Origin of the sequence: Streptomyces ossamyceticus (genome assembly GCF_001418475.1) — a bacterium.
In the GTDB taxonomy this organism is placed as follows: Bacteria; Actinomycetota; Actinomycetes; order Streptomycetales; family Streptomycetaceae; genus Streptomyces; species Streptomyces ossamyceticus.
Window position 1 is genome coordinate 1 of record NZ_LIQX01000432.1, and the last position, 11,170, is coordinate 11,170.

The 11,170-nt window shown below is 72.2% G+C and carries 11 protein-coding genes and 1 rRNA gene; 2 read left to right on the top strand and 10 right to left on the bottom strand.

Annotated elements, in window-relative coordinates; genetic code table 11:
- The 4 genes from AOK15_RS28405 to AOK15_RS28420 form a co-directional block, all read right to left on the bottom strand.
- A partial coding sequence (locus AOK15_RS28405) for an AAA family ATPase (protein WP_157870395.1) occupies positions 1 to 353 on the bottom strand: 353 nt, incomplete at its 3' end.
- Positions 354 to 562: 209 nt separating this feature from the next.
- Positions 563 to 1,468 (bottom strand): NAD kinase, encoded by a 906-nt coding sequence (locus tag AOK15_RS28410; protein ID WP_055521209.1) that lies wholly within the window; start codon positions 1,466 to 1,468, stop codon positions 563 to 565.
- The gene (locus AOK15_RS28415) at positions 1,465 to 2,280 is read right to left on the bottom strand and encodes a TlyA family RNA methyltransferase (RefSeq protein WP_055521210.1); all 816 of its coding nucleotides are present in this window, start codon (positions 2,278 to 2,280) and stop codon (positions 1,465 to 1,467) included. Before AOK15_RS28415 ends, AOK15_RS28410 begins: the two co-directional genes overlap by 4 nt.
- A 7-nt stretch (positions 2,281 to 2,287) precedes the next feature.
- Positions 2,288 to 2,578: a hypothetical protein gene (locus AOK15_RS28420; RefSeq protein WP_055521211.1), complete on the bottom strand. Its 291-nt coding sequence runs from the start codon at positions 2,576 to 2,578 to the stop codon at positions 2,288 to 2,290.
- A 42-nt stretch (positions 2,579 to 2,620) separates the two neighbouring features.
- On the opposite strand from AOK15_RS28420, the gene AOK15_RS28425 reads away from it, so the two are divergent.
- Complete coding sequence (locus AOK15_RS28425; protein ID WP_055521212.1) at positions 2,621 to 2,968, top strand: SCP2 sterol-binding domain-containing protein; 348 nt, start codon at positions 2,621 to 2,623, stop codon at positions 2,966 to 2,968.
- Here the strand turns inward: AOK15_RS28425 and AOK15_RS28430 are convergent.
- From AOK15_RS28430 to AOK15_RS28445, 4 genes are all read right to left on the bottom strand, one after another.
- Complete coding sequence (locus AOK15_RS28430) at positions 2,952 to 3,932, bottom strand: ABC transporter ATP-binding protein (RefSeq protein ID WP_420876984.1); 981 nt, start codon at positions 3,930 to 3,932, stop codon at positions 2,952 to 2,954. The genes AOK15_RS28425 and AOK15_RS28430 overlap by 17 nt on opposite strands.
- Positions 3,929 to 4,978 carry a FecCD family ABC transporter permease gene (locus AOK15_RS28435; protein ID WP_055521218.1) on the bottom strand — a complete coding sequence of 350 codons (1,050 nt, stop codon included), beginning with the start codon at positions 4,976 to 4,978 and terminating at the stop codon, positions 3,929 to 3,931. Before AOK15_RS28435 ends, AOK15_RS28430 begins: the two co-directional genes overlap by 4 nt.
- Positions 4,979 to 4,989: 11 nt before the next feature.
- Positions 4,990 to 6,036 carry a FecCD family ABC transporter permease gene (locus AOK15_RS28440; protein ID WP_055521213.1) on the bottom strand — a complete coding sequence of 349 codons (1,047 nt, stop codon included), beginning with the start codon at positions 6,034 to 6,036 and terminating at the stop codon, positions 4,990 to 4,992.
- Positions 6,037 to 6,120: 84 nt separating this feature from the next.
- Positions 6,121 to 7,149, bottom strand: a complete 1,029-nt coding sequence (locus tag AOK15_RS28445; RefSeq protein ID WP_055521214.1) for an HAD hydrolase-like protein — start codon at positions 7,147 to 7,149, stop codon at positions 6,121 to 6,123.
- Between the two features lie 114 nt (positions 7,150 to 7,263).
- Between AOK15_RS28445 and AOK15_RS28450 the strand changes: the two genes are divergently transcribed.
- A complete protein-coding gene (locus AOK15_RS28450; protein WP_055521215.1) occupies positions 7,264 to 8,553 on the top strand; it encodes a DUF1015 domain-containing protein in 1,290 nt (429 codons plus the stop codon).
- Between the two features lie 79 nt (positions 8,554 to 8,632).
- On the opposite strand, the gene AOK15_RS41495 is transcribed toward AOK15_RS28450, so the two are convergent.
- Both AOK15_RS41495 and rrf read right to left on the bottom strand, forming a co-directional pair.
- A complete protein-coding gene (locus AOK15_RS41495; RefSeq protein ID WP_063799064.1) occupies positions 8,633 to 9,556 on the bottom strand; it encodes a tetratricopeptide repeat protein in 924 nt (307 codons plus the stop codon).
- Between the two features lie 1,392 nt (positions 9,557 to 10,948).
- A 5S ribosomal RNA gene (gene rrf, locus AOK15_RS28460) occupies positions 10,949 to 11,065 on the bottom strand.
- Positions 11,066 to 11,170 lie beyond the last annotated feature (105 nt).

The window sequence follows — 11,170 nt, forward strand, 5'->3', positions numbered from 1 at the left end:
GCCGTACCGTTTCCGCCGAGGTGCGCCCGCGACCGTCCCTCGGCGGAAACGGTACGGCTGATCAGCAGCGCCCCGTCGTCGAGTTCGGCCCCGGCCTCCTCGGCCCGGACGACCGCCGAGGCGCCGTCGGGCATGGCGATCCGGCCCTCGACGACCGCGTTCTTCGCGCCGATCCGCACGAGCGCCGGGTCCGCCCGGCCGCCGAGCAGCAGACCGAGACTGGTGACCACCATGGTCTTGCCCGCGCCCGTCTCACCCGTCACGGCGGTGAAGCCGGGTGACAGCTCGACGACCGCGTCGTCGATGACTCCGAGCGACCGTATCCGCATCTCCTCCAACACGGACAAGACCATACGAGGTCGAGCGAGGGAAGTGCGACGCCCCCCGTCCCCGATGTCACTCAGGGGAGGTACAAGGCGCCCCGCGCCCCCGTGCGGAACCGGGCTCCGGGTAAGGACCGCGGGCCCCGTAGGGAACACCAGCCCGACAACGGCCGCAGGGGCCCGGCGGCCGCGCGAGCGGCTCCGGCGCACCCGCGACCGCCGGAAGCCGCCCGTGCCCGCTAGTGCCGTGCCCCCCGCCACCCCGCGACGGGCAGGGCGAACTTGGCCACGAGACGGTCCGTGAACGACGCGTGGTGCAGCCGGGCCAGCCGGACCGGTACGGCGCCCCTCCGGACCTCCACCCGGGCCCCCGGCGGCAACTCGACCGTCCGCCGCCCGTCGCACCACAGGACCCCGGGCGGGATGTGCGGCAGCACCTCCACCGCGAGCACCGAGTCCGGCGACGTCACCAGCGGCTTCGCGAACAGCGCGTGCGCGCTGATCGGCACCATCAGCAGCGCCTCGACCTCGGGCCACACGACGGGCCCGCCGGCGGAGAAGGCGTACGCGGTCGACCCGGTCGGCGTGGACAGCACGATGCCGTCGCACCCGAACCCGGTCACCGGCCGGCCGTCGATCTCCAGGACGACCTCGAGGAGCTTCTCGGCGCCGGCTTTCTGCACGGCCGCCTCGTTCAGCGCCCAGTCCGTGTGGACGATGTCCCCGTTCCGGTGAACGACGACGTCGACGGTCATCCGCTCCTCGACCTCGTAGGCCCTGGTCACCACGCGGTCGACAACCTTGTCGAGGTCGTCGCGCTCGGCCTCCGCGAGGAAGCCGACACTGCCGAGGTTGACGCCGAGCATCGGCACCCCGGAGGCGCGGGCGAACTCCGCGCCGCGCAGCAGCGTGCCGTCACCGCCGAGGACGATGAGCAGCTCGCACCCGTCGAGGCACTGCGGGGTTGCCTCCTTGACCAACTCCACCTCCTCGGGGAGCGGGATGTCCTCCGCCTCGGCCTCCAGGACGCGTACGCCCAGCCCGTGGTGGAGGAGGCCCTTCACCACGAGTTCCGCACTGCGGATGGCCGCCGGCCGCCCGGTGTGGGTCAGCAGGAAGACGGTTCGAGTTCGGTCCAGAGTCACCGCGGCCCCTCCGCAACTGCTCGGTCGACGTCGGCCGGGTCCAGTGCGGGTGCCCCGGCACGCAGCCACAGAAAGTACTCGACGTTGCCCGAGGGCCCGGGCAACGGACTCGCCGTCACGCCCTTCACCCCGAGCCCCAGCTCACCGGCCCGGCGCGCCACCCCGCACACCGCTTCGGCGCGCAGCTCCGGACTCCTCACGACTCCCCCGCTGCCCAGCCGTTCCTTCCCCACCTCGAACTGCGGCTTGACCATCATCACCAGATCGGCGTCCGGCTTCACGCACCGCACCAGGGCGGGCAGTACCAGGCCGAGCGGGATGAAGGACAGATCCCCCACGACAAGATCCACAGGCTCCCCATCGATCGCTTCGAGCGTCAACTCCCGTACGTTCGTACGGTCCTTGACGGTGACGCGTTCATCGCTCTGCAGAGTCCACGCGAGTTGTCCGTATCCGACGTCCACGGCCACGACGTGGGCGGCGCCGGCCCGCAGCAGGACATCCGTGAAGCCGCCGGTGGAGGCCCCGGCGTCCAGCGCCCGCCGCCCCTTGACGGCCAGGCCCCGGGGGACGAACGCCTCCAGCGCCCCGGCGAGCTTGTGGCCGCCTCGGGACACGTACTCGGGATCGTCGTCGTCGCTCGCGACGACGATGGCGGCCGCGGTCTCCACCTGGGTGGCGGGCTTGGTCGCGACGGTCTTGCCGACCGTGACCCGCCCGGCGGCGATCAGCTGGCTCGCGTGCTCACGCGACCGCGCGAGCTTCCGCCGGACCAACTCGGCGTCGAGACGGCGTCGTGCCACACCTGCCACGTTCGGTTCAGCTCCTCGTGCTGTACGGCGTCGGGGGCGCCGGAGGTCCCGGGCGGGCGTCGAGCGCGGTGAGCGCGTCACGCAGCCCCCGGTGCACATCCTCGTACACCTCGACATGGCCGTCGGTGGCGAGGTGGTCGGCGTCGGCCAGCCGGTCGAGGGCGGCGTCGACGTCCGGGTGGCCGGTGGCGGTGCGGGCCACGTTCAGCGGGGCCGGGGCGGCGGGGTCGTCCTCCGGCTCGACGACCGCGTCGGCCGTCTCCTCCCCCGCGGTGGCCTCGGACACAGAGTCGCTCATGCCCCGACGCTACCCCGAAGCCCTGGGGTACCGTCGGTCGCGATGGCAACGATTGAGGAGTGCCGCGCCGCGCTCGAAAAGCTCTCGGACAACATGGCAGGCGCCGATGGACACGTGCGCGAGGCGACGACCCTCGACCGCTCGGTGAGCTGCCACATCAAGGACCTCGACATCACCTTCGTGGGCCGGATGCGCGACGGCCGGATCGAGGTGCACGACACCCTTGAGGGCCCGCCGTCCGAGAAGGCCCAGATCCGGCTCGCCATGACGGGTGACGACCTGGTGGCCCTCGTCCAGGGCGAGCTGAACTTCGCCAAGGCCTGGGGTTCTGGCCGGGTGAAGCTGGAGGCGGGCTTCCGGGACCTGCTCCAGCTCAGGAAGCTTCTGTAGCGGCGACCCTCGCCTCGGCGCCCTGCTCGGGCCCCTCGGCGCCGGTCCGTGCCCTGCGGGCCGCCGGCACCACCAGCGGTGTCCCCGTCTCCGGGTCGTCGATGACCTGGCAGCGCAGCCCGAAGACCTCCTCGACCAGCTCCGCGGTGACGATGTCGCCGGGCGCGCCCTCGGCGACGACCTCGCCGCCGCGCAGGGCGATGAGATGGGTGGCGTACCGGGCGGCGTGGTTGAGGTCGTGCAGCACGGCGACAAGGGTGCGGCCCTGTTCCTCGTGCAGCTCGGCGCAGAGGTCGAGCACGTCGATCTGGTGCTGGATGTCGAGGAAGGTGGTCGGCTCGTCGAGCAGCAGCAGCGGGGTCTGCTGGGCGAGGGCCATGGCGATCCACACGCGCTGGCGCTGCCCGCCGGAGAGCTCGTCGACGTAGCGGTCGGCCAGCTCGGCGACGCCGGTGGCCTGCATCGACTCCCGGACGATCCGCTCGTCCTGCGCCGACCACTGCCGCAGCAGCCCCTGGTGCGGGTAGCGGCCGCGGCCGACCAGGTCGCCGACCGTGATGCCGTCGGGCGCGATCGACGACTGGGGCAGCAGGCCGAGGGTCCGCGCGACCTGCTTCGCGGGCATCGACTGGATGACCTGCCCGTCGAGGAGCACCCGCCCCTGGGACGGCTTCAGCATCCGGGACAGGGCCCGCAGCAGGGTGGACTTGCCGCAGGCGTTGGGACCGACGATCACGGTGAACGAGTTGTCGGGGATCTCCACCGACAGCTGCTCGGCGATGACCCGCTGGTCATAGGCGAGGGTGACGTTCTCGGCGGACAGGCGGTTCACAGTGCTCCTCTGGTTGTTCTGGTTCACCGGCCCCGCCGACCGCACCGACGCGCTCGGCCGGTGGCGGCTCACGAGGCCGCCGGTCGCGGCTCGGCCGGTCGCCTCGCGCCCGCCGGGCCGGGGGCCGCTCATATCCGCCCGGCCTTCCGCTCCGTGACCAGCAGCCACAGCAGATACACGCCGCCGAGGACGCCGGTGACGACCCCGACGGGCAGCTGGTCGGCGCCGAAGGCCCGCTGGGAGGCCCAGTCCGCGACGACGAGCAGGGCGGCGCCCATGCACAGCGAGGGCACCAGGTTGGGGCCGGGGGACCGGGTCAGCCGCTTGGCGAGCTGGGGCGCGGTGAGGGCGACGAAGCTGACGGGTCCGGCGGCGGCGGTGGCCCCGGCGGTGAGCAGCACGGCCGACACCATCAGCAGCATCCGCACCCGCTCGACGCGCACGCCGAGGGCGTACGACACGTCGTCGCCCATCTCCATCATCCGCAGTCCGCGCGCGTTGGCGAGGACCGTGGGCACGAGGATCGCGCACATGATCAGCAGCGGGTGGACCTGCTCCCAGTCACGCCCGTTGAGCGATCCGGTCATCCACACGACCGCGCGGGCCGCGTCGACGATGTCGGCCTTGGTGATCAGATAGCCGTTGACGGCCGTGGCGATCGCGGAGACTCCGATGCCGACGAGCACCAGCCGGTACCCGTGCACGCCCCGCTTCCAGGCCAGCAAGTAGATCGCGAGGCCGGTGAACAGGCCCCCGCCGAGCGCACCGAGGGCGACCTGGTCGGCGTCCCCCGAGAACAGCACGATCACGACCAGCGCTCCGGCCGTGGCGCCCTGCGAGAGACCGAGGACGTCCGGACTGCCCAGCGGGTTGCGGGAGATGGACTGGAACAGCGCCCCGCCCAGCCCGAGCGAGGCCCCGACCAGCAGCCCGACCAGGACCCGCGGCAGCCTCAGGTCGTTGACGATCAGCTCCTGGCTGGGGTCGCCGTCGCCGAGCAGCGTCCGGACGACGTCGGCGGCGGAGATCGGGAAGTCGCCGGTGCCGATGAGCACGACACTCGCGACGAGGGCCGCGAGCAGCAGCAGAAGGACGACGACGCACGCCCGTGTGTCGAGGCGCACCGAGAGGCCGCCGGGCGAGCGGAGCGCTCGGTTGCGCGCGGCGGGCTTGCTCATGACCTGCGTCTTCACAGCTGCGCCGTCCTCCGCCGTCGTACGAGAAAGATGAAGACCGGCCCGCCGAGGACGGCGGTGACAATGCCGACCTGGAGCTCCGCGGGCCGGGCCACCACGCGGCCGATGACGTCGGCGCCGAGCAGCAGCACCGGCGACAGGACGGTCGCGTACGGCAGGATCCAGCGCAGGTCGGGCCCGGTGAACGAGCGGACGACATGCGGGACCATCAGCCCGATGAACACGATCGGTCCGCAGGCTGCGGTAGCGGCCCCGCACAGCACGGTGGCGGCGGCCATGGAGAGCGCCCGTGTGCGGTTGAGGTTGGCACCGAGAGCGCGGGCGGTGTCGTCGCCCATGGCCACCGCGTTCAACGGCCGGGCGAGCAGGAGCGCGACGACCGTGCCGACCACCAGGAACGGCAGCACCTGCTCGATCGTCTCGTCGGTCGCCGAGGCCAGTGAACCCACCGTCCAGAAGCGCATCTTGGACAGCGCCGCCCCGTCCATGATCATCACGGCTTGGAGGTAGCCGTACAGGGCGGCGCTGATCGCCGTACCGGCCAGCGCGAGCCTTACGGGCGTCGCGCCCCGGCTGCCGCCGAGGAACCACACCAGTGCCCCCACGGCCGCCGACCCGAGGAACGCGAACCACACGTACCCGGTCAGCGAGGTCACGCCGAAGTAGGTGATGGCGGTGACGACGGAGGCGGACGCGCCCGCGTTGATGCCGAGCAGCCCCGGGTCGGCCAGCGGGTTCCGGGTGAGCGCCTGGAGGACGGCCCCGGCCAGGCCGAGCGCCGCTCCGGCGAGCAGCCCGAGGAGGGTGCGCGAGATCCGCTCCCCCACGACGACGTCACCGTACGTCCCCGTGACCTCGAACAGGCCGTGCCAGACCTGCGCGAGGGACAGTTCCTTCGCGCCGATCGCGATGCTCGCCAGCGCGACCAGGGTCAACAGTCCGACGGACACGAGGAGTCCGGCGGCACGGATCGCTGCTCTGCGGTTCGGGGGCGCGGAGGCGGTCTCCGCGCGCGGTTCGGGGGGACTCTCGACCAACACCCAGTTAGGTTAGCCTATCCTCCCTTGTGGCTCGATTCAGCCCTCGCTCACCGGCGGGGAACCCTCACCGCGCCCCCGCGTCCCTCACAACCCGAGCCGCGCCAGCGCCTTCTCGCCGTCCAGCTCGCACGAGCCGTCACCGGCGGCCGTCCACGCCGCCGCGCACAGTGCCCGCAGCCCGTCGAGCGGCTCACCCTCGCCGTCCAGCAGCAGTCGGTCTCCGTCGGCGGTCGCCGTCCAGCCCCCGCACCGGAAGCCGGCGCCGTCCGCGGCGACTTCGGGCTGCCCGGTGAGCAGCCCCCGCAGGTCGGCGTCGACGTAGGTTGGGCGGTGCTGCGGTGGCGCGGCGAGGAGTTGAGCGCCGTCGGTCACTCCGGTGAGGACGAGCAGCGAGTCGACCTCGCCGTTGAACGCGCCCTCGATGTCGGTGTCCAGCCGGTCCCCGACCACCAACGGCCGCCGGGCGCCGGTCCGCAGGATGGTCTCCTTGTGCATCGGCGGCAGGGGCTTGCCCGCCACCTGCGGTTCGGCTCCCGTGGCGATCCGCACGACCTGGACCGCCGCCCCGTTCCCCGGTGCGATGCCCCGCGCGCTCGGGATCGTCAGGTCGGTGTTGGACGCGAACCACGGGAGCCCGCGCGCGATGGCGTAACTCGCCTCCGCGAACCGCCCCCAGGGCAGGTCGGGCCCGCCGTACCCCTGTACGACGGCCGCCGGATCGTCGTCGGCGGACTCGACGGGTTCCAGGCCCCGCTCCCGCAGCGCGACCCGCAGCCCCTCACCGCCGATGACCAGCACGCGCGCACCGGCCGGCAGCTGTTCGCTGATCAGCCGGGCCACGGCCTGCGCCGAGGTGATGACGTCCCCGCCCTCGGTCGGTATGCCCAGCTCGGTGAGGTGCTCGGCCACGGCGTCCGGTGTCCGCAGCGCGTTGTTCGTGACGTACGCCAGGTGCATCCCGCCCGCCCGCGCGGTACCGAGGGACTCGACGGCGTGCGCGATCGCGCTGCCGCCCGCGTACACCACCCCGTCCAGATCGAGCAGCGCCGTGTCGTACGCCTCGCTCAGGGCCTGCCCACTGCCGTCGGGCCGCGTCCTGACTGCCTGGCTCATTGCACACCGCTCCTCGCTCGACACGGGTACGTGCGCGTACCCACCCGGTCGTCCATCGGTCCGATCGCTTCACCCGATCATCGCGCATGGCACTGACACACATACGATGCCCCAATGAAGAACGCAGGTCCCGCGGAGGAGACCCCGGCGCGCAGCGGCCTCGAACTGACCCCGTTCCGGGGCCTTCGCTACGACCCCGACCGGGTCGGCAGTCTGGCCGCCGTGACATCCCCGCCGTACGACGTGGTCGTGCGGCCGGACGGTCTGCTCCACCTCGAATCCGCCGACCCGTACAACATCGTCCGCCTGATCCTTCCCCAGGCCGACACCCCGACCGCCAGGAACGAACAGGCGGCGGAGACGCTGCGCCGCTGGCTCGCCGACGGCGTCCTGGCCGCCGACTCCGAGCCCGGCCTGTACGTCTACGAGCAGGGTGACGGCAGCATCCTCCAGCGTGGTCTCATCGGAGCCCTGCGCCTGTCGGAGCCCGCCGACGGCGTGGTCCTCCCCCACGAGGACGTGATACCGCACGTCATCACGGACCGCGCGGCCCTGATGCGGGCGACCTCCACCAACATGGAGCCCCTGCTCCTGACGTACCGGGGCAACGGTTCGACCGGCGCGACCGCCGTGGTCGAGCGGACCGTCGAAGGGCCCCCGCTCCTCTCCACGACCACCGAGGACGGCTTCAGCCACCGTCTGTGGGCGGTCACGGACCCCGGTGACCTCACCGAGATCCAGGCGGATCTCGCCCAGCACCAGGCCCTCATAGCCGACGGCCATCACCGCTGGGCGACCTATCTGCGCCTGCGTACCGAGCATCCGTCCCCCAGCCCCTGGGACTACGGCCTGGTCCTCCTGGTGGACACGGCCCGCTATCCCTTGCGGGTCCGGGCGATCCACCGCCTCCTGCACGGCCTGCCGGTCTCCGACGCGCTGACCGCTCTGGAGGGCCACTTCCGCGTTCAGCGCCTGGACGTCCCACTGCCGGACGCCCTGTCCGCTCTGGCGGACGCGGCATGCGACGGCAACGCCTTCCTCCTCGCCGGCGACGGCGCCTTCCATCTCGTGGACCACCCGGACGCGGACCTCCTCGCCCGTACGATCCCCGCCGACCGCCCGCCGGCCTGGCGCACCCTCGACGCGACGGTCCTGCACGCCACGCTCCTGCGCCATGTGTGGCGCATCCCCGAGGACTCCCCCGCCCATGTCGCGTACATCCATGACACGGCCGCCACGGTCGAGAAGGCGGAACGCGACGGCGGCACGGCCGTCCTGATGCACCCGGTCCGCGAGGAGGTCGTACGCGACCTGGCCCGCCAGGGCGTCACCATGCCCCGCAAGTCCACGTCGTTCGGCCCGAAGCCGGCCTCGGGCCTGGTCCTGCGCGCCCTGCACCTCTAGGCGCCGACCGACAAACGAAAAGGGGGCGGGATCCGCGTGGGATCCCGCCCCCTTTTTCGGGTGCCTCTACAAGCCGAGGTCAGTCCTTGTCGGCCTCCCGGCCCACGCCGTCCTCGGAGCCTTCGGAACCTTCGGCGTCTGCGGAGTCCTTGCCCTCTTCGACGTCCGCGTTGTCCGCGCCGTCCACGAGGGTGTCGCTCTCCTCCACGACCACGACGTCCTCGTCCACGGCGGTCGTCAGGTCACGGGCCTCGGCATCCTCCACGGGCAGACTGTCGCCGTCGCCCTCCCGCACGTCCTGCTGCTCGTCCTGGTCCTCGACCTCGACGAGGGCGTCGACAAACTCGACGCCGTCCATCTCGGCGAGCCGGTCGGAGGCGTCCGTGCTGCCGTCCTTGTCGGCCTCGACGGCCTTGGCGAACCACTCACGTGCTTCGCCGTCACGCCCTGCGGCGAGCAGCGCGTCGGCGTACGCGTACCGCAGTCGCGCGGTCCACGGCTGGACGGAGTTGGAGGCCAACTCGGGGCTCTGCAGGGTCACGATGGCCGCGTCGAGCTGCTCCATGTCCCGGCGTGCGCCGGCCGCCACGAGACGCATCTCGACCTGGCCGGCCTTGTCCAGCTTGTGCACCTCGGGCGCCCCGGCCATGTCGAGCGCCTTCTCGGGCCGTCCGAGACCCCGCTCGCAGTCCGCCATGACGGGCCACAGGTCCACGCTGCCGGTCATCCGCCGCGCGGCCCGGAACTCGGCGAGCGCCTCGCTGTACTTCTGGTTTGCGTACGCGGCGAAGCCGGCCGCCTCCCGCACCGCGGCGACGCGCGACGCCAGCCGCAGGGCGACCCTGGAGTAGCCGTACGCGCCCTCGGGGTCCTCGTCGATGAGCCGGGCGACCATCACCAGGTTCTTGGCGACATCGTCCGCGAGCGTCTTGGGCAGGCTCTGGAGCTCCTGCCGTACGTCCTTGTCGATCTCCTCGCCGGTGACGTCCTCCGGGATCGGCAGTCGCTTGATGGGCTCCCGGTCCCGGTCCCGCTCGTCGCGGAAGCGCCCACCGCCACGCCGGTCGTCACGTCGGTCGTCCCGGCGGTCGTCCCGCCCGCGGAAACCGCCGGGCCGACCGCCCCGGTCGTCACGTCGGGGCCCACGCCCGCGGTCGTCGCGACCCCGGTCGTCCCGCCCGCGGAAGCCACCACGGTCTCCGCCGCGGTCTCCGCCTCGGCTGTCACCACGGTCGTCACGGCGGAAGCCACCGCGGTCGTCGTCACGGCGGTACGAGGGACGGTCGCCCTCACGCCGCTCGCCCCGGTCGTCACGCCGGAAGTCATCACGGCGGTCGTCGCGGCGGAAGGGCGGCCTGTCGCCGTCCCTGCGGTCGTCACGGCGGAAGTCGTCGCGTCGATCGTCGCGGCGGAACGGCGGGCGACCACCACGGTCGTCACGCCGGTCGTCACGCCCGCCACGGAAGCCACCACGGTCTCCCCCGCGGTCTCCGCCTCGGTTGTCACCGCGGTCGTCACGGCGGAAGCCACCGCGGTCGTCGTCACGGCGGTACGAGGGACGCTCGCCCTCACGCCGCTCGCCCCGGTCGTCACGCCGGTCATCACGGCGGACGGCCGGTCGGTCGTCCCTGCGGAAGCCCCGGTCGCGGTCGTCACGGCGGAATCCGCCACGGTCGCCGCTGTCCCGTCGGTCGTCGCGGCGGTCATCCCTGCGGTCGTCGCGCCGGAAGGCGGGGCGGTCGTCGCGGCGGCCGTAGCCGCCTCGGTCGTCGTCGCGCCGGTCATCGCGGCGGAAGGCCGGCCGGTCGCCGTCCCGACGGAACCCACGGTCCCGGTCGTCGCCCCGACGGTCGTCGCGACGCGGCCCACCGGGACGGTCGTCGCGGCGGAAGCCGGGACGAGGCCCACGGTCGTTCTCGCGGCGGTCGTCACGTCGATCGTCGCGACGGTCGTCGCGCCCGCCACGGAACCCACCGCGGTCGCCGCCACGGCTGTCACCACGGTCGTCACGGCGGAAGCCACCGCGATCGCCACGGTCTCCCCGATCGCCGCGGTCGTTACGGTCGTTGCGGTCATCGCCGCGCCGGAATCCGCCGCGATCGTCGCGCCCACCGTCGCGGCGGCCGTAGCCGCCACGGTCGTTGTCGCGTCGGTCGTTGTCGCGACGCGGGCCACCGCGGTAGCCACCACGGTCACCACTGTCCCGTCGCCGCTGATCGCGCTCCGGTCGGTCGTCGGGAGAGTTGGTGGACATGGTGACTCCTGTCTTCGGTACCGCAAGTCATTCTCGCGCAGCCGAGTAGCCGGCGCGCTCCGGGATGTGCTTGTTCCGGAACAACAAAAAGGACCCCTGGTCCCAGCTGTACGCTGGTGACCAGGGGTCCTGTCAAAGATTGTTCGGCGGCGTCCTACTCTCCCACAGGGTCCCCCCTGCAGTACCATCGGCGCTGTGAGGCTTAGCTTCCGGGTTCGAAATGTAACCGGGCGTTTCCCTCACGCTATGACCACCGAAACCCTATTGGTTTCGAGCGAACAAGCACACTTTTCAGTTAAATGCTCAGCTCAAAGCCGACAACTGTTCGTTGTCTCAGAACTGACACAGTGGACGCGAGCAACT

Excerpts from the sequence above, each read along its gene's own strand:
- AOK15_RS28420 (WP_055521211.1), bottom strand. The coding sequence starts at position 2,578 with ATGAGCGACTCTGTGTCCGAGGCCACCGCGGGGGAGGAGACGGCCGAC.
- AOK15_RS28425 (WP_055521212.1), top strand. The coding sequence starts at position 2,621 with ATGGCAACGATTGAGGAGTGCCGCGCCGCGCTCGAAAAGCTCTCGGAC.
- AOK15_RS28430 (WP_420876984.1), bottom strand. The coding sequence starts at position 3,932 with ATGAGCGGCCCCCGGCCCGGCGGGCGCGAGGCGACCGGCCGAGCCGCG.
- AOK15_RS28435 (WP_055521218.1), bottom strand. The coding sequence starts at position 4,978 with ATGAGCAAGCCCGCCGCGCGCAACCGAGCGCTCCGCTCGCCCGGCGGC.
- AOK15_RS28445 (WP_055521214.1), bottom strand. The coding sequence starts at position 7,149 with ATGAGCCAGGCAGTCAGGACGCGGCCCGACGGCAGTGGGCAGGCCCTG.
- AOK15_RS28450 (WP_055521215.1), top strand. The coding sequence starts at position 7,264 with ATGAAGAACGCAGGTCCCGCGGAGGAGACCCCGGCGCGCAGCGGCCTC.